Genomic DNA, 21,456 nt, shown 5'->3' on the forward strand with positions numbered 1-21,456 from the left:
CTCACCGGCCGGGGAAGCGGGTGAGGTCGCCGTGAATGAGCTGGGCCGCCGTCTGCCGTACCGGGTGTCTGAACTCCGGTGGAACCGAAATGGTGACCACGCCCGGGAGCGCGAAGGCCGTCACGGGCACGGCGCTCGTCTCGCCGGGCGGCACGATCTCCTTCGCCGGTGAACCGCCCGCGGGCCACCAAGCGTCGTCGGCGTACTCCAGCGCGCCTTCGGCGAACACCGACGCCATCGAACGGGCGGTGCCGCGCGAGACCCCTCCACCGGGTCGACGCAGGCCAGAGCGAACACCGCCGCGAAAGTGGCCCTGTGCCCACTGTGCCGGCACCACGCCCATGGACAGACTGTGCGCGGTAGCTGTTCCGCACGACACACAGCAGCGAACACGCCTGCCCGCGCATCAACGAGCCGTTGCTTGCGAGAGCCCTCATGGCGTCGAGTGTCACTCCCCCGCAGCACAGGGGGTTCGTATTGCTGTGTTGTCGGCCATGGGCCGGCATCCCACAGCGGCTGGGACATGGGCCGGAGCTGACGGCAGGGTGGATGGCCCACTGACTCTGACCCGAGTTCGTTCCGTCGTCGCCAATCCGAGGCAGGACGTACGCATTACAGCGGCCGGGGCTCTCACTGCTCGCCCCGGCGTGCACCAGCAGACGAAGAACCTGCTGGGCGTTCCGCACGCGTGGATCAGCGACACCGCGTTGCGCCACGAAACTCCCAGCGCCCTGCCACACTCACGCAGCCAGCAGATCGCTGACCAGCGACGCAGCACGCCTGATAACCCATCAGAACGAGCGTCAAATGAGCGTCGTTTCAGCGTCAAGATATCACCCGTAACGCCCACACCGCACATGATGCGCATCGACAAAACCGCAGCTCAGAAGCCCTTAGCGGCCGATTCAAGGATGGCAACGCACTCCAAATGATGCGTCATAGGAAACACATGGAGCAACTTAACGAACCGCCCGCTGTGCGCGTTACCCTTCGCCCCGGCGTTCCGGTCCATAGGGACTACACCCCCATCAAGGGCACCAAGGGCAAGCGAGCCCGCAAAGGTTCCCATCGTCGAGGAAATCCGCCCACTCGTCGCCCAGCGCATCCTGTCCGCCGGCCCCAATCCCGACGCCCGCCTGTTCACCGGCCCACGCGGCGGACGCATCTCCACCGCCGTCCTGCACGATGCCACGCACTGGGACGACGTGGTCACCAAGCTCGGCTACGAGCACCTGCGCCGCCACGACCTCCGGCACACCGGACTGACCTGGTTCGCCGACGCCGGAGTCCAAGTGCACGTCCTACGCAGGATCGCCGGCCACGGGTCACTGACCACCACCCAGCGCTACCTTCACCCGGACGTACACAAGATCACGGCTGCCGGCGCAGCGCTTTCCGCGCACCTCAGCGTGCTGCGCGCACCGCGCTCCCTGCCGGGCCCGATCGTCATGACCCGCTGACACCGGTCAAGGAGACTGGTCCCCAACTGGTCCCCAAGAATGACCAAGGGCCGGTTTCGGATGTCTCCGAAACCGGCCCTGACCTGCGACTGTCTCCAGTCGGGACGACAGGATTTGAACCTGCGACCCCTTGACCCCCAGTCAAGTGCGCTACCAAGCTGCGCCACGTCCCGATGCGATTCCCCCGGTGTTGCCGGGCGGCTTCGCAGGACAAACACTACCTCACTCGGAGGCCCGGATCGACGCCCGTGCCTGGTGGGCGCGGTTTGCCAGGGATTCCGCGCCGCATGCGGTGGCCAGTTTGTGAGCTCTGGCGAGTTCGCGCGGTGAGCGGATCGCGATGCCGTAGTCGACGAGGGCCAGCGCGTGTTCGTACGCGGACGGGGATGCCTCCAGGTGGCGGACCGACTCGGCCAGCAGGTGGACGGCGTCCTCGGGGCGGGCGAAGAGGGAAACGTAGCGCAGGGCTTCGCCGATCGCGGTGTCCGTGCCGAAGCGTTCGGCGTGCACCCGGGCCGAGGTGGCGAGTTGGGCGGCGCGCGCCGGGTCCTCCTCGGCCAGGGCGCGGGCGAGGTCGCCGGCCCAGGGAGCCCACACCCCGTTGAACCTGCCGCGGGGTTCGAGGGCCTGGCCCGCCGCTTCGAGTTCGACGATCGCTTCCTTCGTACGGCCTTCGGCCAGCAGCAGCCGACCGCGTACGCACGGCCCGTCGGGCAGCACCATCGCGCTGGGGTAGGGCGCGCCGAAGGAGTAGCGGTCGGCGATCTCGCGGGCCTCGGTGACACGGCCGCGGGCGACCAGGGTGTCGATGAGCAGACAGGCCGCGTCCCAGTGGACCGGAAGTCCGCTGCCGACGCGGTCGGCGAGGCGCAGCCCTTCGCGCAGGAAGCCCTCGGCCTCGGCCAGCCGTCCGCGACGGCGGTGGACCAGTCCGAGCAGGGTGTGCGCGAACGCGAGGTGCGCGCCGCTCCAGCCGGAGATCTCGAAGGCGCGGACGGCCTCGCCGAAGAGTTCCTCGGCCCGGTCGAGCTGGTCGGTGAAGGCGTAGGTGATGCCAACGAGGGTCGGCAGTTCGAAGCCCCACTCCGTATCGGTCCAGCCGAGCCCCCGGGCGGGGTGGCCGTCGACCAGGGCGCGTTCGCAGAGGTCGACGATGAGCTGGGAGTTCTCGCCGCGCAGCATGGCGTCGAAGGCGCGGAGTGTGAGCAGGGCGCGTTCGGCGTTGTCGCGGCCGTGCAGATGGTCGGCGTTCCGTGCGAGCCGGCCGGAGCGCCCGGGGCCGTCCTCCTCGCCGGCCTGCATGCCCTCCCAGAGGAAGTGCGCGGCCTGGAGCCGCATGAGGCCGGGGCCGGGCGCGGTGCGTGCGGCCTCCGCCGCGAGGGCGGTCGCCGCTTCCTTGAGCTGGTTGTTGTGCGAATGCGCGGCCGCGAGCCGGTAGGTGGCGTCGACCCGCTGGTCGTCGTCGAGTCCGGGCATCTTGAGGGCTGCACGCAGGTGCTGGACGGTGGTGGCCGGGGAGCTGAGCAGTGTGGCGCAGCCCAGTTCGTACAGCAGGGTGGCCTTCACGCGCTGGCGCGGTGGTTCCTGCAGGGCGCGTTCGAGGCAGCGGCGGGCGGCCTCCGGGGCACCGACGGCGAGGTGTTGTTTGGCCGCTTCGCGGAGTTGCTCGACCAGTTCCTGGTCGTCGTCCGGATGCACTTCGAGCAGGTGCCGGGAGGCCGCCGCGGGGCCGAGTCCGGCCCGGGTGATCGCCCAGGCGGCCCGGCCGTGCATGGCGGTGCGGGTGGCCGGCGGGATGGACCGGTAGACCGCGCTCGCGATGAGCGGATGGACGAACTCCAGCGGGTCGAAGCCGGTGACGATACGGGCTTCGCGCAGTCGTGCCGTGCAGTCGGCGGCCTCGGCCGGGCTCATTCCGGCCAGTGTGGCGGCGAGGTCCTGGGAGATGTCCGTGCCGAGGACTGCGGCGGCCCAGGCGAACCTGTTGGCGTTGGTGCCGAGCCGTTCGAGCCGGGCGACGAGTCCGCTGCCGCGGGCCGAGGCGCCGAGTTCGCGCAGCAGCCCGGCCGACTCCTCCAGCGGGGCCAGTTCGCGGTCCTGCACCTTGGCGACGAGCTCGACCGCCTCGTAGGGGTTGCCGCCGGTGACGGCCCACACCTCGCGGCAGAACGGGTCGTCGGCGTGTTCGCCGAGGGCCGCGCGGACCAGTTCCGCGGTGGCGTCCGGGGTGAGCGCGCGCAGCGCGACGCGTACCTGGGACGGGTGGGCACTGCCCGGTCCGCTCTCCTTCTGGCGCGCGGCCAGCTCTTCCGGGCGGTGCGCCTGGACGACCAGGACGGGAAGTTCGCCGAGGCGGGCGGTGAACGAGGCGAGCCAGGCGAGGGATTCGCCGTCCGCCCAGTGCGCGTCGTCGATGATGGGCAGCAGCGGGCGGTGGCTCAGCCGGGACGCGAGCCGGGCGACGACGAAGTCGAGGCCGTCCCGCACACCTTGCGGGTCCGGCTGCGGACCGGTCGGTTCGGCCAGCCCGAGGGCCGGCGCGGCGATCTCGAACCACGACCCGAACAGGGCCCGCACCTCGTCGGGCGGGAATCGGTCGAGTGCGGGCTGCAGCAGTTGGCGCACGACGTGGAACGGCACGGATGTGACCGTTTCGCCGCCTCGTGCGGACCAGACCGTGCAGCGGTCGGCGGCGATCGTCCGGATCTCGCCGAGCAGTGCTGTCTTGCCGATGCCTGCCTCGCCGCTGAAGATCAGCAGCCCGCCGGCGGCCTGGGCGCCGCAAAGGGCGTCCACGGCTTGTGCGGCGGCGGCGAGTTCCGGTTCGCGCTCGTACAGCGGCCGGGACGGCTTCATGCCTACCCTCCCCAGGGTGGTACGGATGGCTTTCGACACTAGTCGTGTCCGGGGTCCACGGACAGTGGTTCGGACAGTTCGCCGCAGGTGCGGGGCACAATCGTGGAGTGGACGAGACGCGCAGGGACCGTGACACCGAGGGCAGGGCACGCAACGCACGCCCGCGTGACGGGCTGGGGCGCCCCCTTCCGTACGGGGCGCCGGGAGTCGAGCGGCAGCCGGAAGGGGTGGTCCGCACCCCGGAGGAAACAGTGCGGGAGGCACAGCGGTTGCTGGACGCGGGGATGCCGTTCCATGCGCACGAGGTGTTCGAGGACGCGTGGAAGTCGGGCCCGGTGGCCGAGCGGGAGTTGTGGCGCGGGCTCGCGCAGCTGGCCGTGGGGCTGACCCATGCGGCCCGGGGCAATTCGACGGGCGGGGCGCGGCTGTTGCGGCGCGGCGCGGCGGCGCTCGCGGAGTTCGCCGCGGTCCGGCCGTACGGGATCGGCGTCGACGGGCTGATCGGCTGGGCCGAGGAACTGGCCGGACGCGTGGCGGCGGGGACGGCCGCGGACGACGGGGGCACGGCAGGCGGACGGGCGGCGCGTGCCGAGCCCGTCGACGCGGCCACCGAGGCACCGCATCTGCGGCCCCCGGCCCCGTAGCCCGGACCGGGCCCGGGTCGTACCGGCGCGGGGGGCGGTAAGTGGCCGGGCAGGCATCGGACCTGCGTCATATTCGCCGCCCATCGCCCGGAGCGGTGAACAGGGCGGCCCGCAGCCATTACGATCGCGCGTCATGAGCACTTCTGACCAGGACCAGGCCGTGGACACCCCGATACCCGTCCCGGAGGCCGACCCCGAGGCCGTCGCGGAGACGGCCCCCGAGGAGGCCGACAGGACCGGGGACCGGAAGCTGACACCACGCCAGGCGAGACGGCTGCGCATGGTCCTCTCGTCGGTCGGCATGGCCGCGATGGCGGTGGTCCTCGCGCTGCGGATAGCCAGCCGGTCGTCCGTCCTGGTGGTCGGGGTGTACGGGCTCGCGCTGATCCTGTGCGGGATCGTGATCGAGCTCAGCCGCAACGGCCGCACCCGACTGGGCAGTTGGCTGCTGGCCTTCGGTCTGGTCGCGGCGATCGGATCGGACTGGCTGCTCATTCCCTGACGTATGGTCAGCGCACCGCGATCCGTACGGTCCCGCCGTGCGGATCGACCCGGTCGAGCCAGTCGGCGCGCAGATGGAACGCACGATCCGGGACGGCGGGCAGCAGCAGCCGCTGCCGGTGGAGCTCCCGGCCGTCCTGGCGGACGACGAGCAGCGGCGAGGCGAGTCTCCCGGTGGTGCGCAGGGTGAAGCGGCCGCGGCGCGGGAGGCCGCCGTCGGGGCCGATGAGGTTCGGTGCGATCCACCGCAGCGGGGCGTCGACCGCGATGGGCGTGCGTCCGGTGGGCCACGTGCCTGTGGTCAGGTGGCGCAGTACGGGCGCGGCGGCGGCCCGGCCCTCGGCGAGGGCGACGCCCGCGCTCTCCACGCCGTGCAGCAGATTGCCGACGGCGAAGATTCCGGTCCCGGTCGTACGGTGGGCGACGTCGTACGCGGGGCCGCGGGTGCCGGGGTCGAGGGCGAGCTCGCCGCGCCGGGCCAGTTCGTGGTCGGGGATCCAGTCGCCGGTGAAGACGACGGTGTCGCAGCGCAGGGTCGTGGTCCGGCCGTCGTGGTGGCGCACCGCGACGCCGGTGAGGCGTTCCCGGCCGGTCAGCGCGGTGACGGTGGTGCGGCCGAGGACCGGGGTGCGGTCGCCGGGCCGGGTCAGGGCGGCGAGCCGGGAGGACGGCTGGTCGGTGACCATGGCGACGACGTCCAGGCCGGCGACGCGCAGGGTGTCGGCCGCGGCACGGCTGACCGGTTCGTTGCCGATGACGACGGCGCGGCTGCCGATCCGCTGCCGGTGCAGATGGACGGCCTGCTGGAGTTCGCCGGTGGTGTAGACGCCGGGTGGGCGGCTGCCGGGGACCAGGCGGGCGCTGCGGGGGCGCTCGCGGGCGCCGGTGGCGAGGACGATCGCGCGGGCGGTGATCCGTTCGAGGCCGGTGGGTGCGGTGGTGTCCACGGTCAGCGGTCCGGCCCAGCCGGTGACGGTGACACCGGTGCGCAGGGTGGCCCCGGCGCGCACGGCCGCGGCCACGCAGCCGCGGGCGTAGGCGGGTCCGGTCGTCCCTCCCCCGATGGCGTGGCCGCCGAATCCGCCGTGGTGGCAGTGGCGGGGAATGCCGCCCGCGGTCTGTTCGCGTTCCAGGATCTCGACCCGGCCCGCTCCGGACGCGGCGAGTTCGGCCCCGGCGCCGAGGCCGGCCGGGCCGCCCCCGACGATCAGCACGTCGACGGTCCGCTCGCGCCGGGTCATGTCCGGGCCTCCTCGAACAGTGCACGGACCGCGGCCCCGCAGTAGAAACCCTGGCACCTGCCGTTCCCGGCTCTCGTCCTGCGCCGCAGGCCGTCCGGGGAGTGCGGCGGCACCGTACCGGCCAGGGCGTCCCTGATCTCGCCCGCGGAGACCCGTTCGCAGTGGCAGACCAGCGTGCCGTACGCGGGGTCCGCCGCGATGAGTCCGGCGTCCTGGTACGGGCGCGGAAAGGCCTCGCCGAGGTTGGGCATGGTGACGGGCGGCAGTTCGGACGGTGTCCCGGGATCGAGGCCCGAGTCGCCGAGCAGTTCCATGACATGGGCGGCGATGGCCATGGAGGCGGTGAGCCCGGTGGAGCGGATGCCGCCGACGGCGATGTACCGCCGGTCCGGCCGGGACCGGATGCGGTAGTCCTCCTGGCCGGTCGCGGCGCGCAGTCCGGCGTAGACGGCGGTGACTTCCTCGTCGAGCAGTTCCGGCAGGATGCGGCGGCCCTTCTCCCGCAGCATGGTGATCGCGTCGGCGGTCGATCCGGTGGCGGTCTTGTCGTCGAGGTCCTCGGCGGTGGGGCCGAGCAGCACATTGCCGAAGACGGTCGGTGCGACCAGCACGCCCTTGCCGGCGGCGGTGGGCACCGGGAGCAGGATGTGGCCGACGAGACCGCGGGCGAGCTTGTCGAAGACGATGAGCTGGCCGCGGCGCGGGGTGACGGTGAAGTCGTCGTGGCCGAGTTCCCGGTCGAGTTCGTCGGCGTGGAGTCCGGCGGCGTTGATCAGATGGCGGGTGTGCAGCGTTCCCCGGGTGGTGGTGAGGGTGTGGACGTCGTCGCCGCTGTCGATGTGCCGCACCCGGCAGTTGAGGTGCAGATGGACTCCGGCGCGCACGGCCTGGGTGGCATAGGCGAGCGGCGTCGTCCAGGGGCAGATGATGCTCTCGTCGGGGATTTCGAGTGCGCCGAGGGCGCCGGGGCCCAGATGGGGTTCGCGGGCGCGCAGTTCACCGGCGTCCAGGAGCCGTGCCGCGTGGTAGTCGTTCCGTTTCGCCTTGGCCAACAGGGCGGGCAGTGCCGCAAGTTGCTCCTCGTCCCAGGCGACAAGCAGGGCTCCGACGCGTTCGACGGGAATGCCGGTCTCGGCCGCGTACGCGCGGAGTCTGTGCTGCCCCTCGCGGACGAGCCGGGCCTCCAGTGAGCCGGGTACGGCGTCGAAACCGGTGTGCAGGATGGCGGTGTTGGCCTTCGACGTTCCGTTGCCGATGTCGTCGGAGGCGTCGAGGAGCGCGGTGCGCAGCCGGTAGCGGGCCAGTTCCCGGGCGATGGCGGCGCCGACGACGCCTGCGCCGACGACGGTCACGTCGTAGACCGGGGCGCCCGGCCCGCCGTCCGGCCGGGTACCGGGCAGGTCGTCGGCCGTCAGTTCTCCGGCGGTGGTGATCGTGGGGCTCATCGTGTGACTCTCGTACGTCTCAGGCATGGTCCAGCAGGGTCTGCACGGCGGTCCGGAAGCCGGCGAGCCGTTCGGCCGCCTCGTCGGCGCCGATCCGGGGTTCGTACACGGCGGCGGGCTTCCAGTCGGGCACGGCCCGGCGGAGCGGGAGGCGCGGGTCGAGGCCGAGCCGGGCGACCGCTCCGACGCCGAGGGCGGTGACGTCGGGCAGGGCGGACACCTCGACGGGCCGTTGCAGCAGGTCCGCCTGGGTCTGCATGAGCAGCTCGGAGCGGGTCAGACCACCGTCGACGCGGAGCGAGGTCAGTGGCGAGCCGAGGTCGGTCGCGGCCGCCTCGGTGAGCTCGACGACCTGTGCCGCGATGCCTTCGCACAGCGCGCGCACCAGATGGCCCGCGGTGGTGCCGAGGCCGAGGCCGGTCACCGATCCGCGCAGATCACCGCGCCACCAGGGGGCGGCGAGTCCGGCGAGTGCCGGTACGAAGGTGACGCCGCCGGAGTCGGGGACGGTCGCGCCGACGGGGTCGAGGTCGGCCGCGCCGGAGATCACCCCCAGGCCGGAGAGCCAGTCGACGGCGGACGCGGCGGTGTAGACCTGCCCGTCGAGGCAGTAGTTCGTTCGGCCACCGAGTCGCCATGCGACACAGCTGACCAGTCCGGTGGAGCCGCGGCGCGGGGCGGGCCCGGTCTGGGCGAGCAGGAAGGCGCCCGTCCCGTAGGTGCATTTGGCATTGCCCGGGTCCAGGGCGTTCTGGGCGAGCAGGGCGGCCTGCTGGTCCACGAGCAGGCCGGTCAGCGGCAGTTCACCGCCGAAGGCGGTGGTCGTACCGACGGTGCTGTCGCAGTCGACGACGTCCGGCAGCCGTTCGTCGCCGAGCTCGAAGATGTCCAGGGCCCGGGGTGACCAGCCGACCCGGTCGAGGTCGAGCAACTGGGTGCGCCCGGCCGTCGCCGCGTCCGTGACGAACGCTCCGGTCAGCTGGTGGACGAGCCAGGAGTCGGTGGTGGTGACGACGCCCTCCCGGGTCAGTTCCCGGCGGATCCAGGCCATCTTCGGCGCGGCGAAGTACGGATCGAGGGGCAGTCCGGTGAGATGGGTCAACTCTTCATCGTACGGGGAGAGTTCTTCGCAGATCGCGGCGGAGCGCCGGTCCTGCCAGACGATCGCATCGGTGAGCGGCCGCCCCGTTTCCGGATCCCAGGCGAGCACCGTCTCGCCCTGGTTGGCGAGGCCGACCGCCGAAACCGGTTCGGCGGCTTCCCGCAATGCCCGGCGGCCCGCTTCGACGACCGAGCCGAGCAGTTCGGCCGGGTCCGCCTCGACCACTCCCCCGGCGCCGTGCCGGGGCCTCACCGGAACGGAAGCGGAACCGATCACGCCGCGCTCGGGACAGATCACCAGAGCCTTCGTCCCCGACGTGCCCTGGTCCACGGCGAGTACCGGGCCTGTCATCGACTCTCCAGCGGTGCGGAAGCTCTGCGGCTTGAACGGAAGCGTGATCACTGAACTCGCCGCCCAGAGTGGTGCAGACCACCGCGTACGTCAAGAGCCGACCAGGTCACGACCGGAAGAACCGGTACATCTTTCAACGTCCGGGGGAATCAGCTGACTTGAGTAAGATCCGCGAATCGGTCCGGAGTTCGGAGTGACTGGCCTTACACTCACCGCCGGGCAACAACCGGACACTTTCGAGCAGTTCGTTTTTCAACAGACTGCTTCACCCCCCACGTCCTTGAGGATTGATGAGACCGACACCCTGTACCGAGCCCCGATTCACCGGTTCCCCGGCCTTTCGCATCTGCACGGGTTCCATGCCGCCGCCGGGTTGCGTGACGTGCTGAGGAGATCTTCCGACCGTCGCATGCCGGCCTGTCGTACGGGGGCAGGGCGAGTCCATGGCCAACAGTGATTTCCGGCCGGTCTACCACCCGGCCGGCCATGACAACGATCTGCGCGTCGCGTTACAGGATTTGCGCACCGGCCGCTGGATGTCCATGCGGAGCCTGCTGGAGAGTACGCCGGACTGGACCCTGTGGACCCAGCGCACCCAGGTGCTGGGGGCGGTCGCCGCCGGTTCGGACGCGGTGCAGGCCTGGCTGGCCGAGGACCCCCGGAGTGTCGCCGCCGCGGTGATGCAGGCGCGGGTCGTCGTCGAGCGTGCCGTGCGCGCCCACCGCGAGGGCCATCACCGGGCCCAGGAGCTGTGGGCGGAGGCCTGGCAGGCCTGCCGGACGGCCGCGAACGCCTCGCCCGCGGACCCGGTGCCATGGGTGTGCCTGCTGGCCCTGTCCCAGCTGGACGAGCGGCAGCAGTTGGAGGAGCACCGGCTGCATCCGCCGGGACCGATGCTCTTTCCCGGTCCGTGGGGGCTGCTGGCGGAGGCCGACAAACGCGATCCGTGCAACCGCGAGGCCTATCACCGGATGCTCCAGTTCGTATACGCGCGAAAGGGCGGCGGTTCCCTCTCGGAGGCGGTCAACTTCGTCCAGTGGGCGGCCTCTTCGGCACCCGACGGCTCCGCGCTGCACGTGCTGCCCCTGTATGTGCGGGTCGAGCGCTACCGCCGCGAACAGGGCCACGAGAAGGCCCTGGACCTGCACTGGGTCACCGAGGACGCGGAACGGGACGCGGCCCGTGCGCTGGAACTCTGGTTCCGCCGTACGACACCGATCTCCCACTCCCTGCTCGACCTCAACCATCTGGCCCACGCCCTGTGGGGAGCCCTCCAATTCGCCGAGGCCGCAGCGGTGTTCGAGGAACTTGGCCCCTATTTCACCTCGGTTCCCTGGGCGTACCGCACACGTGGCCGCAAGGGCCCGGGAGACGCCGAGGATGTCTTCCTGCGCGCCCGCAGCCGCTGTCTCGCGGCGCCCCGTACCCCCGGGCGGGGGCCCCAGCGCTGACTGGAGGCGCCGCGACGCCGTGCCTCCTGCCCGCCCCGAACCGATCCTGTCCGTCCCTTTCCATCCCGCTCACGGAGGTTTTCCCGATGTCCATATCCACCCCGACCCAGTCGGGTGCGGAGGCAACCCCGCCGAAGGACGAGGAGGAGCGACTGCGCGAACTCGGCTACCAGCCGGTGCTCGCCCGCCGTATGGGAGGCTTCGGCAACTTCGCCATCAGCTTCTCCGTCATCTCGATCCTCTCCGGCTGCATGACCCTGTACGGCTTCGGCATGTCGACCGGTGGACCGGCCGTGATGCTCTGGGGCTGGGCCGGTGTCGGTCTTTTCGTGCTCTGCGTCGGCATGGCGCTCGCCGAGGTCACCAGCGCCTACCCGACCTCGGGGGCGCTGTACTACATGGCCGACCGGCTCGGCGGCCGCAAGTGGGGCTGGTACACCGGCTGGCTGAATCTGCTGGGTCTGCTGGGCGCGATCGCGGGCATCGACTACGGTGCGGCGCTGTTCACCGGTGCGCTGATGAATCTGCAGTGGGGCTTCACTCCCACACCGGGCAAGACAATGATCATCTTTGTCTGCATCCTGCTCCTGCACGCCGTGCTGAATCTCTTCGGCGTCCGCCTCGTCAGCGTGCTCAACTCCATCAGTGTGTGGTGGCATCTCGCCGGTGTCGCGGTGATCGTCACCGTGCTCGCGATCGTGCCCTCGCACCACCAGTCGCCGTCGTTCGTCTTCACCGAGTTCGTCAATGACACGGGCTGGCACAACCCGTTGTACGTGGCGGCGATCGGCCTGCTCCTCGCGCAGTACACCTTCTGCGGCTATGACGCCTCGGCCCACCTGTCGGAGGAGACGTCCAACGCCTCCGTGACGGCCGCCAAGGGCATCGTCCGCGCGATCTGGGTCTCCTGGGTCGCCGGTTTCGTCCTGCTCGCCGGGCTGACCTTCGCCATCCAGGACTACGCGGGCACCCAGAAGAGCGCCACCGGTGTGCCTCCGGCGCAGATCCTGATCGACGCGCTGGGCACCTCCGGGGCCACCGCCATGCTGCTGATCGTGATCGCGGCACAGCTGTTCTGCGGCAACGCCGAGGTCGCCGCCGCAAGCCGGATGGTGTTCGCGTTCAGCCGCGACAACGCCCTGCCGGGCTCGGCTCTGTGGCACAAGGTGAGCGCGCGCACCCAGACGCCCGTCAACGCGGTGTGGCTGTCGGTCGTCGTCGCCGGAGTGCTCGCGCTGCCGTCGCTGTACTCCGCCACCGCGTACGGTGCGGTCACCGCGATCAACGTCATCGGCATCACGCCCGCCTACGCGATCCCGATCTTCCTGAAGCTGCGCTCCGGCAGCCGGTTCGAGCGCGGACCGTGGCACCTGGGCCGCTGGAGCAAGCCGATCGGCTGGATCGCCGTCGTGTGGGTCGCCATCGTGACCGTTCTGTTCCTGCTCCCGCAGTCCTCCCCGGTGACGGTCGACTCGATGAACTACGCGTCGATCGCGCTGGTCGCGGTGCTGGTCCTGGCCACCGTGTGGTGGTTCGTCGCCCGCCGTTCGTACAGCACCCCGTCGGCGTACGGGAACGCCCGCGAGCAGGCGGAGATCGAGGAAGGCATCGTCTGAGCCGGCTCTTCCCCGGCCCTCCCGGAACAGCCCCGACGGCAGGGGGCGCTCCGGGAGGGCCGAGTGCGTGGCGGACCCCGCGGCCCCGGCTATCGCAACCAGAGACAGGCGGCGGCCAGGAGCGACACCGTCGCCCCGCCGGTGAGCACCGGGACGTTGCCCAGCCAGGCGGCGAGCGCACCGCCGCCGAGCGCGCCGATCGGCACCGTGCCGATGAGTGCGGCCTGCAGGACCCCGGCGACCCGGCCCTGGAGCTCGGGCGGTGTGATCAGTTGCTGGGTGGTGGTCATGGAGATGGCCCAGACCGTGGCCGCGAGGCCGAAGAGGAACTGGTACGCGAGCAGCGCCGGGAAGCCGGGTCCCAGGGAGGCGCCCGGGATCAGGAAGATCGCGAGGGCGGCCACCACCGCGCAGATCCGGGTGGCCCTGGCCAGCCCGATGGTGGCGGCGAACCGGCCCGCCAGCAGCACACCGAGGACGGTGGCGACGCTGAACGCGGCGTAGATCGTCCCCAACTGCCAGGCGGGCAGGCCGAGATCGCGGGTGGCGTAGAGCACGAAGAGCGCGTCGGCGGCCCCGCTGCCGAGGTTGAATCCGGCCCCCGCGAGCACCTGCCGGCGCAGCAGCCGTTCGCCGCGCACGACTTCGAGTCCCGCGCGCAGCGCGGCGGTTCGGGATTCCGACGCGCGATTGCCCCGCTGTGCCGGGGTGTTGAGTGCGGCGGGGAGTGCGAGCAGCAGCAGTGCCTCGACGCCGTACGCCACACAGGCGGCCAGCAGCGCCGTCGAGGCCCCGGTCAGCCCCACCAGCACGCCGCCGAGCGCGGGGCCGCCGATCTGCCCGGCGGTCCGGGCGCCGGTCAGCGCCGAGTTGGCGGACAGCAGCTGCTCGGGGTGCACGACCCGGGGCAGGGCCGCCTGGAGGGCGACGGCGAGCATGGAGGTCAGCGCGCCCGACACGGTGGCCACCACGTACAGCTGGGGCAGTCCGAGCCGGCCCAGGGCCGCCGTCAGGGGGACGGAACCGACGACGAGCACCTGAAGAACGGTGAGGAGCACGGTCAGGCCGCGCAGCCGCGCCCGGTCGACCAGCACACCGGCGAACGGGCTGAGCAGCGCGCCCGGCAGATAGCTCAACGCCATCAGCGCGGAGGCGCCGAACGGTCCGGCGTCCAGCAGGGTCACGGCGAGCAGCGCGAGAGCCAGGGTGGTGACCTGACGCCCGACGGAGCTGGCGATCTGTTCCCCGCACAGCAGCGCGAACGGTCGGTGGCGCAGCAGGGTACGTCCGGGACGGTCGGTCCCGGCGGTCTGTGTGCGGGCGGAAGGCGGAGGCGGGTCCGGCAGCTGCTCCATCCGGCTCAGATGTCGGTGCAGGGGACGGGCCACCGGCGGATGCGGGGTGGCAGGGCCACCACCCAGCCGTCGGTCACCCAGGCGAGGCGTTCCGCCGCCAGCAGCTCCACCGCTTCCCGCCCGATGGTGCTCAGTGCGGCGACGGCGGTGGCGTCCTGGACGGTGTGGAACGTGGCGAGCAGGTCGGGGTCGTCGATCGTGAAGCGGGCCGCGGCCGACGGCTCCCGGCGGTCCATGACGGTGACGAAGTCCGGTCCGCGCCGGTGGTAGAGCTGTCCGTAGGCATGGCGGTCCCGCCATGCGGTGAGTTCCGGCGGTTCGCCGGGCAGCGGGCCGGGGGCGGGCAGGTGACGCAGCAGCCCGGCCGTCTCGGACACCTCGTGCGCGGGCCCGGCGAACAGCGGGTCGTCGGTCGCCGGGAGCCAGCGCACGACGAGATCGTGGCTCTGGCACTCGCGCAGGAACTGGACCGCCGCCGTCGCCGGTCTGCCGCCCGCGCCCAGCCGCAGGGGTTCGTCCACCGTGACCAGCCGTCCTCGGATCCGGTGCGGCACCTGTCCGGCCGGCAGGACGGGTGCGGTACGGGTCGGGGGTGCGGGCAGGGGGCTCATCCGGTGGCCTTCTCTCCGTTGTCCGACGCGCCCGATGGCCCGTCGGTCGTCCCGTCCGGGCCCCGGGTGCGCTCGACCGACCGGACCGGGACGTGCCAGGTCGGCAGCGACACGTACGACCGCCCGTCGTCGAAGAGGAGCCCCAGAGCGACCGCGTCGCCCAGCCAGGTGCCGAGTTCCTCGGCGGACGGCGGGTTTCCGTCAGCCGTGAGCAGCCGGTGCAGCGCCGACCGGGTGCGGCCCGCCTCCAGATGGCGGAGGGCGGCGGCCCGCCAGCCGGTCAGGCGGTGGGTACGGTGCGGCCAGCCGTGCCGTCGGTCGTGGACGAGGAGCACTTCCTCGCCGTCCGTGCCGTCGGGCTGTTCCAGGACCAGGGTCGAGGAGGGGTGGCCGGTGTACCAGTCGCGGGCGGCGGCCTTCAGCCGTGCCTCGGTCTCGCCGCCGATCCCGGCGGGCGGGGTGTCGAAGAGATAGACCAGGTCGGCCAGCTGTTCCTCGGGCAGGTCGTAGACGTGGCGGTACATCTCGGCGGGCTGCCGTCGGTGGAAGCCCAGCGCGGGGTTGGCGAAGTTGGGGCTGAACCGCTCCAGTTGGATGCGGTGGGCGCCGCCGGGCGGCTGGAGGTGGACGAGAGCGGGCATCTGGTCGATGACGGGGGCGTAGTCCTCGGCGCGCTCTCCCGGGAACCCGTAGAGATAGTTCCAGGAGCAGGTGAGCGAGTGGTTCTCGCACTCGCGGAGCGTACGGATGTTGCGGGCCGCGCTGACCCCCTTGTCCATCAGCTCCAGAGCCTTGTTGTCGAGGCTCTCGATGCCGGGCTGGATATGGACCGAACCGGCGCGGGCGAGCAGTTCCAGCTGCTCCGGAGTGAGATTGGACTTGACCTCGTAGTGCATGCGCAGGTCCCAGCCGCTGTCGGCGGCGAGCGGGAGGAAGTCCTTGAAGTACGCCATGTCGATGATGTTGTCGACGGTGACGATGTCCAGGATGCGGTGGCGCCGGACCAGGCGGTCGACCTCGTCCCAGAGCCGGTCTCCGGTCTTGGCGCGGAAGGTCATCGCCGATCCGTTGAGTCCGCAGAAGGTGCAGTGGTGCTTCTCGCCCCACCAGCAGCCGCGGGCCCCCTCCACCACCAGTTTCGGATGGACGTACTCCGCGAGCGGGGAGGCGTCGATGGCCGCCTGCCAGAGGTCGTAGTCGGGAGAGGGGATGTCGCCGGGTGCGACGGTGCGCCGGGACTCTTCGTTGGCACGCGACTCGGGCCCGTCCCACCAGCAGAGTCCGGGCACATCGGCCGGTGCGGTGCCCGCTTCGACGTGGGCGAGCAGGGCGGGCAGGGCGTACTCCCCCTCCCCGCGCACCACATGGTCGACAAAACGGTGGTTGCGGTGCAGCGCGTGGCCCATCGGGCCGTCGCAATTACTGCCGCCGAACACGACGGTCAGCCCGGGGCGGCGTCGTTTCAGCTCCGCCGCGAGCGCCAGCGAGGAGACGTTCTGCATGAACGTGGAGGTGAATCCCACGACATCGGGTGCGTCGTCGACTATCGCGCTCGCGCTCTCGTCGATGAACTCCGCCGCGTGGACCCGCATCGCGGTCGCGGTGGATATGTCGGTACCGCGCCGGGTGGCGTACTCCTTGAGCTGTGCCACACCCCATTCGGGATCGTTGTACAGGACGCCGGAGAAGACCCAGTCCCCGAGACCGTCGAAGATGGATTCGCTCCCGACCGCGACATGGTCGCCGGGCCGCAGCGCCCCCCGCGAGCGTTCCAGCAGGAATTCCGCCCAGCGCAGGGAGCCGTGGAACTCGCGCACCTCGTCGTCCGGCCGGGTACGGTCCAGCAGCGAGTGCAGCAGCCCCACCTGGAGCGAGGGAAGCTCGATCGGCTGCCACGGCATGGTCACCAGATGTATGCGCACTGCGTCTCCCACGGCACGGGGGCGGACGCCGGGTCGTGCCCGGCGTCCGCCCTTTTCGTCACTGTCCGGCCGCGGCGCGCCGTCCCCGGCGGGTCGGTCGCGTCCTGCGCCGGCTGCACCGGAACACCCCGGTTCAGCGCGTCGGGCGTTTCTCGATCGTCTGCCGTTCGCGGTTCTTCGCCTCTTCCTCGCGGACCACTACCTTCTTGATCTCCATGTGCCCCTCCCCTCGGCGATCGGCCCCAAGTCCGTTGACGTTAGGCGCCGTTGTGCGAGAGCCGCAAGAGCCCCCCTGGGGCTGGTGGGGTGTACGGGACGGTCCGCACCCGTGGACACCCGAGGGCTGATCGCTATGCTGCGACCCGAACGCTCACTGGAAGCGTTCAAACGAACAACGCGCGGCGGTACGGCGAGGGGGCCAGCAGCATGCGGGAGCCGGTTGAACTCAGGCGTCAGCGAATCCTTTCGGTGGTGGAATCGCGCGGCGCCGTCAAGGTCAGCGTGCTCGCGGCCGAGCTGGACGTCTCGGTGGTCACGGTCCGGCGGGACGTCGAGGAGCTGGCCCGGGTCGGGCGGCTGCGCCGCGGCCACGGGGTGGCCCGCCCGGCGCGGGAGCCGGTGCCGACCGCCGCGGTCCCGGCGGCCCGGGGCGAGGAGCCGGCCGGGGACGCCGGGGCGGTCGCCCTGGTCGTCCCGGAGCGGCATACGTACCTGTACGAGACCCTGCACGGCGCCCGGTCCGTCCTGGAGGAGTCCGGGATACGGATCGCCCTGCACATCGCGCCCCCGTCGGCCGGTGCCGAACGTCCTCTGGTGGAGCGGGCGCTGGCGGACGGGGCACGCGGGCTGCTGATCGCGCCCCGCTGGCCCAGCGCCCGCTCGGAGGAGCTGGACTACGGCTGGCTCGCGGACGTGGCGGTGCCGACCGTGCTGATGGAGCGGCGGCCCCGGCCGGGCAGCGCGCTGCACGCCCTGGACTCCGTGTGTTCCGATCACTGGTACGGAACGCATCTCGCCGTGGAGCACCTGGTGTCGCTGGGGCATCGCCGTATCGTGCTGGCCGCCCGTGACGACAGTCCGACGGCACGCAGCATCCGGGCGGCGTTCGCCGAGATCGCGGCGGCGCGCCCGGAGGTGGAGGACTGGTCGGTGGTGCTGAGCTCCCCGGGGGCCGCGGCGGAGCCCCGCGGGGCCGCGCCGGCGGCCGACGGCCGGGCCGCTCTCGACCTCGCGGCGCTGCTGCGGGAGCGGGGCGCCACGGGGGCCGTGCTGCACGGCGACGTGGATGCGCTGATGCTGGTGCAGCGGCTGGCGGAGAGCGGTGTCGAGGTGCCGCGGGACTGCTCGGTGGTGGCGTACGACGATGTGGTCGCGGCCCTCGGCAGCACGCCGTTGACGGCGGTGGCACCGCCGAAGGCGGAGATCGGCCGGGCCGCCGCCGAGCTGCTGCTCCACCGGCTGTCCGGGGCCGTCGGGGCGACAGGTCCGGTGCGCCGGACGGAGCTGCTGCCCACTCTTGAGGTGCGCGGATCGGCACAGGAACCGCCGCTTTCCATGAAGTGAGCGTTTGACCGCTTTGATCTTCCTCTGAGCGATCTATTGACCAGTACCGATCAGCCGATCAGGATTCCCCGTGAGCCGTTTCAGAAGCCGCGGGAGGCGCACATGCCCGGTCGACAGAGCCCTCGATCCGTGCTTGCCACGATCGCCGCCCTGCCCCTGGCAGGTGCGCTCGGCGCCTGCGGCGGCGCCGACGGGTCGTCCGGACCGGTCAGCACCGTCACCCCGGGCAACCGGGGCGGGAAGCGCGCCGCCCGCATCACCTTCTGGTCCGCGCTGCGCGGGTCCGGTCCGTACCGCGCTCCAGGTCAGGACTCCACTGGTGCGTCCGTCGATCGTGCTGGTCGCGATGTTCACCCTGACCTGCCATCAGTCCGCCCCCTACCAGGAGAAAGATGCCCACCACTGCCTCTGGCACCCCGGTCGCCCGCAGCCGTCCACGCGCCGCAGTCGCCATGAAACCGGCCGCCGCGGCCGCGCTCCTCGATGCCCGGTCCCTGGCCGCGCTCGACGAGGTGTGCGACCTCTCGCCCCTGCCCGTTCTCGACGACTTCGGCACCGACCGGGCCCGCGCCGTGCTGGCCGACGTCGAGATCCTGGTCACCGGCTGGGGCTGTCCACCGCTCGACGCGGCCGCCCTGGACGCGGCGCCGCGCCTGCGCGCGGTCGTCCACACCGCGGGCAGCGTCCGCGGACACATCACCGAGGCCTGCTGGGAACGCGGCATCGAGGTGTCGTCGGCAGCCGCCGCCAACGCCCTGCCGGTGGCCGAGTACACCGTCGCGATGATCCTGCTCTCCGGCAAACGAGTCCTGGAACGGGCCCGCGACTACCGGGCGGAACGCCACCGCGACAACTGGCTCGCCACCCCCGCCCGGGTCGGGAACTACGGCCGCACCGTGGGCATTCTGTCCGCCTCGCTGATCGGCCGACGCGTCATCGAACTGCTGCGGCCCTACGACCTGCCCGTCCTGCTGCACGATCCGTACGTCTCCGACGCGGAGGCCGCCGCGCTCGGCGTCCGGCCCGTCGGCCTGGCCGAACTGTTCGCACAGAGCGATGTGGTGAGCGTCCACACCCCGCTGCTGCCGGCCACCCGCGGGCTCGTCAGCCGTGAACTGCTCACCTCGATGCGCCCGGACGGCGTGCTCATCAACACCGCGCGGGGCGCCGTCGTCGACCAGGACGCGCTCACCGACGTACTCCGGCAGAACCGGATCCGGGCGATCCTCGACGTCACGGAACCCGACACGCTGCCCGCCGCACACCCCCTCTGGGAGTGCGACAACGCTCTGATCACCCCGCACCTCGCCGGCTCACAGGGCAACGAGTGGCGGCGACTGGTCGATCTGGCGGCGGCCGAGGCCGGCCGCTGGGCCGCGGGCGACGGCTTCGCCCATCCCGTACGACGCGAAAGGCTGGCATTTCTCGCATGACCGCTCCCCACCCGACCTCTCCCATCGAACTCCCCGCCGAGGACCGGGCGTCGAGCCCGTACACCGGCTACACCCGCGCGCACTGGGAGGCCGCTGCGGACGGGCTGCTCCGGGCCGCCTGGCAATGGGCCACGCCGGGCGGCGCGCTGCTGGATCTGCCGGGAAGGCCGTCCGCGTCCGGAGTGCGCTCCGACGGTCTGGAGGGCTACGCGCGCACCTTCCTCGCCGCCGCCTTCCGGGTCGCGGGCGCGGACGGCAAGGACCCGCACGGCTGGCTCGGCCGGTACGCGGACGGGCTCGCGGCCGGTACCCGTACCCCCGGCCGTGAGGATGCCGAATCCTGGCCGCTGATCCGCGACCACACCGTCTTCGGCCAGCCCATGGTCGAGTCCGCCTCGGTCGCCATCGGCCTGCGGCTGACCCGGCCGTGGCTCTGGGACCGGCTGGACGCCGGGGTCCAGGACCGGACCGAGGAGTGGCTGCGCGACGCACTGCGGCACGTCCCCTCCCCCAACAACTGGTATCTGTTCCCCTACTCCGTGGCCGGCTTCCTGGAATCCGTGGGCCGTGGTGACGCCCAGACTGCACGGGCGAAGCAGCGTGCCCTCGATCTGCTGGAGGGCTGGTACCGGGGAGACGGCTGGTACGCGGACGGCGACGGCCGGGCCTTCGACCACTACAACGGCTGGGCGCTGCACCTCTACCCCGTGCTGGACGCGTATCTGTCGGGCGACGCGGAGCTGTCCGCGCACTACGGCGCCCGGCTGCGCGAGCACCTGGAGGGCTTCTCGCTGCTGTTCGGCGGCGACGGTGCGCCGATCCACTTCGGCCGCTCGCTGACCTACCGTTTCGCGGCCGCCTCCTCCGTCGCGCTCGGCGCCGTCAGCGGGCACACCCCGCTCACGCCCGGCGCCTCGCGGCGGGTGATCAGTGGATCGTTGCGCTACTTCCTGGACCGGGGCGCGACCGGCACGGACGGGCTGCTGAACCTGGGCTGGCACGGCCCGCACGAGGCGTCGCTGCAGAACTACTCGGCGCCCGCGTCGCCGTACTGGGCGTCCAAGGCATTCGTCGCGCTGCTCGCGCCGGACGGCCATCCGCTGTGGGCCGCGACCGAGGAGCCCGCGCCGAGCGGGGGCCCCGACCGGGTGCTCGCGCTGCCCGCGCCGGGCCTGCTCGTCCAGTCGACCCGTGCGGACGGGATCGTACGGCTGCACAACCACGGCAGCGACCATGTGCGCCCGCACGAGGGCGAGTCGGGTGTGCAGGACGATCCGCTGTACAGCCGCCAGTCGTACTCCACGGTGACCGGCCCCACGTCGAGGGCGAACGCGGCGGACAACCATCTGGCCGTGGTCGTCGCCGGGGCGCGCAGTGAACGCCGCGTCATCCGTGCGCTGGGCGCCGGAGGGGGCGACGGCTGGGGCTGGGCCGCCTCCTGGCACCGCCCGGTGTTCACGTCGGGTTCGCCGATGGTGCCGGGGATGCGGGTGGAGAGCGTCACCGTGGCGCGCGGCCGGTACGAGCTGCGGGTGCACCGGGTGCTCGGCGCGCCGGACGGGGCCCGGGCGGAGCAGACGGGCTGGGCGACCGGCCGCGACGACACCCTGACCTCCGCCCTGCACGGCCTGTACGGCTGGGAGTCCCGGGACGGCGTACGGGCTCCGCAAGGCACCGCGTACACGCCCTGGGCTGTGGTGCCCCGGCTGTCCGCGCCCGCCGAGGGCACGGTGGTGCTGGTCGCGCTCGCCTCGCTGACCGCGGACGCCGACGCGACGCCGCTCGACGCGGTGGTGAGCGGTGTGACGGTGGACGGGGACGTGGCGGAGGTCAGCTGGGCGGAGGATGCGGCGACGACCCGTATCAGCTTCGAGCCGGTGACGGTCACGCACGGGTGAACGCCGG

At 72.0% G+C, this 21,456-nt stretch carries 15 protein-coding genes, 1 tRNA gene and 1 pseudogene; 8 read left to right on the forward strand and 9 right to left on the reverse strand.

The genetic code is table 11. The features are described from left to right. Nucleotide 1: 1 nt before the first annotated feature. Nucleotides 2–238, reverse strand: a complete 237-nt coding sequence (locus ACFVX4_RS23650; protein WP_389980545.1) for a hypothetical protein — start codon at nt 236–238, stop codon at nt 2–4. Nucleotides 239–1,030: 792 nt separating this feature from the next. Between ACFVX4_RS23650 and ACFVX4_RS23655 the strand changes: the two are divergent. Continuing rightward, nucleotides 1,031–1,460: pseudogene (locus tag ACFVX4_RS23655) on the forward strand (tyrosine-type recombinase/integrase); the annotation flags it as partial. A gap of 99 nt (nt 1,461–1,559) precedes the next feature. Here ACFVX4_RS23655 and ACFVX4_RS23660 read toward each other — a convergent pair. Continuing rightward, nucleotides 1,560–1,633: transfer RNA gene (locus ACFVX4_RS23660), tRNA-Pro, on the reverse strand. Between the two features lie 49 nt (nt 1,634–1,682). Continuing rightward, the gene (locus tag ACFVX4_RS23665) at nt 1,683–4,316 is read right to left on the reverse strand and encodes an ATP-binding protein (protein ID WP_389980547.1); all 2,634 of its coding nucleotides are present in this window, start codon (nt 4,314–4,316) and stop codon (nt 1,683–1,685) included. A 107-nt stretch (nt 4,317–4,423) separates the two neighbouring features. Here ACFVX4_RS23665 and ACFVX4_RS23670 point away from each other — a divergent pair, with 107 nt between their 5' ends. Beyond that, entirely contained in the window at nt 4,424–4,960 is a 537-nt protein-coding gene (locus tag ACFVX4_RS23670) for a DUF309 domain-containing protein (RefSeq protein WP_389980549.1), read from the forward strand. Nucleotides 4,961–5,093: 133 nt separating this feature from the next. Then, complete coding sequence (locus ACFVX4_RS23675; protein WP_389980551.1) at nt 5,094–5,462, forward strand: hypothetical protein; 369 nt, start codon at nt 5,094–5,096, stop codon at nt 5,460–5,462. Nucleotides 5,463–5,469: 7 nt separating this feature from the next. Here the strand turns inward: ACFVX4_RS23675 and ACFVX4_RS23680 are convergent, their stop codons facing one another. The 3 genes from ACFVX4_RS23680 to ACFVX4_RS23690 are packed head-to-tail and all read right to left on the reverse strand — an operon-like array spanning nt 5,470 to nt 9,600. Then, nucleotides 5,470–6,702 carry an FAD-dependent oxidoreductase gene (locus tag ACFVX4_RS23680; protein WP_389980553.1) on the reverse strand — a complete coding sequence of 411 codons (1,233 nt, stop codon included), beginning with the start codon at nt 6,700–6,702 and terminating at the stop codon, nt 5,470–5,472. Continuing rightward, nucleotides 6,699–8,147, reverse strand: coding sequence for an NAD(P)/FAD-dependent oxidoreductase (locus ACFVX4_RS23685; protein ID WP_389980554.1), 1,449 nt, complete (start codon nt 8,145–8,147; stop codon nt 6,699–6,701). The genes ACFVX4_RS23680 and ACFVX4_RS23685 overlap by 4 nt, the downstream gene beginning before the upstream one ends. A gap of 19 nt (nt 8,148–8,166) precedes the next feature. Beyond that, nucleotides 8,167–9,600: an FGGY family carbohydrate kinase gene (locus ACFVX4_RS23690; RefSeq protein ID WP_389980556.1), complete on the reverse strand. Its 1,434-nt coding sequence runs from the start codon at nt 9,598–9,600 to the stop codon at nt 8,167–8,169. A 443-nt stretch (nt 9,601–10,043) separates the two neighbouring features. On the opposite strand from ACFVX4_RS23690, the gene ACFVX4_RS23695 reads away from it, so the two are divergent. Beyond that, the gene (locus ACFVX4_RS23695; RefSeq protein ID WP_389980558.1) at nt 10,044–11,051 is read left to right on the forward strand and encodes a hypothetical protein; all 1,008 of its coding nucleotides are present in this window, start codon (nt 10,044–10,046) and stop codon (nt 11,049–11,051) included. A gap of 86 nt (nt 11,052–11,137) precedes the next feature. Next, nucleotides 11,138–12,667, forward strand: coding sequence for an amino acid permease (locus ACFVX4_RS23700; protein ID WP_389980560.1), 1,530 nt, complete (start codon nt 11,138–11,140; stop codon nt 12,665–12,667). 89 nt (nt 12,668–12,756) lie between these two features. On the opposite strand, the gene ACFVX4_RS23705 is transcribed toward ACFVX4_RS23700, so the two are convergent. Genes ACFVX4_RS23705 through ACFVX4_RS23715 form a run of 3 tightly spaced genes read right to left on the reverse strand, consistent with a single transcriptional unit; the run spans nt 12,757 to nt 16,555 of the window. After that, nucleotides 12,757–14,022, reverse strand: a complete 1,266-nt coding sequence (locus tag ACFVX4_RS23705) for an MFS transporter (RefSeq protein WP_389980562.1) — start codon at nt 14,020–14,022, stop codon at nt 12,757–12,759. 5 nt (nt 14,023–14,027) lie between these two features. Then, nucleotides 14,028–14,633, reverse strand: coding sequence for a DUF5825 family protein (locus tag ACFVX4_RS23710; protein WP_389980564.1), 606 nt, complete (start codon nt 14,631–14,633; stop codon nt 14,028–14,030). Further along, nucleotides 14,630–16,555, reverse strand: a complete 1,926-nt coding sequence (locus ACFVX4_RS23715; protein ID WP_389980566.1) for a RiPP maturation radical SAM C-methyltransferase — start codon at nt 16,553–16,555, stop codon at nt 14,630–14,632. The genes ACFVX4_RS23710 and ACFVX4_RS23715 overlap by 4 nt, the downstream gene beginning before the upstream one ends. Nucleotides 16,556–16,981: 426 nt before the next feature. Here ACFVX4_RS23715 and ACFVX4_RS23720 point away from each other — a divergent pair, with 426 nt between their 5' ends. The 3 genes from ACFVX4_RS23720 (at nt 16,982) to ACFVX4_RS23730 (ending at nt 21,449) form a co-directional block, all read left to right on the forward strand. After that, nucleotides 16,982–18,118: a substrate-binding domain-containing protein gene (locus ACFVX4_RS23720; protein WP_389980568.1), complete on the forward strand. Its 1,137-nt coding sequence runs from the start codon at nt 16,982–16,984 to the stop codon at nt 18,116–18,118. A 392-nt stretch (nt 18,119–18,510) separates the two neighbouring features. Then, nucleotides 18,511–19,551, forward strand: coding sequence for a hydroxyacid dehydrogenase (locus ACFVX4_RS23725; RefSeq protein ID WP_389980570.1), 1,041 nt, complete (start codon nt 18,511–18,513; stop codon nt 19,549–19,551). Beyond that, nucleotides 19,548–21,449, forward strand: a complete 1,902-nt coding sequence (locus ACFVX4_RS23730; protein WP_389980572.1) for a DUF2264 domain-containing protein — start codon at nt 19,548–19,550, stop codon at nt 21,447–21,449. Before ACFVX4_RS23725 ends, ACFVX4_RS23730 begins: the two co-directional genes overlap by 4 nt. Nucleotides 21,450–21,456: the final 7 nt, after the last annotated feature.

Origin of the sequence: Streptomyces sp. NPDC058240, from assembly GCF_042882135.1 — a bacterium.
Lineage (GTDB): Bacteria > Actinomycetota > Actinomycetes > Streptomycetales > Streptomycetaceae > Streptomyces.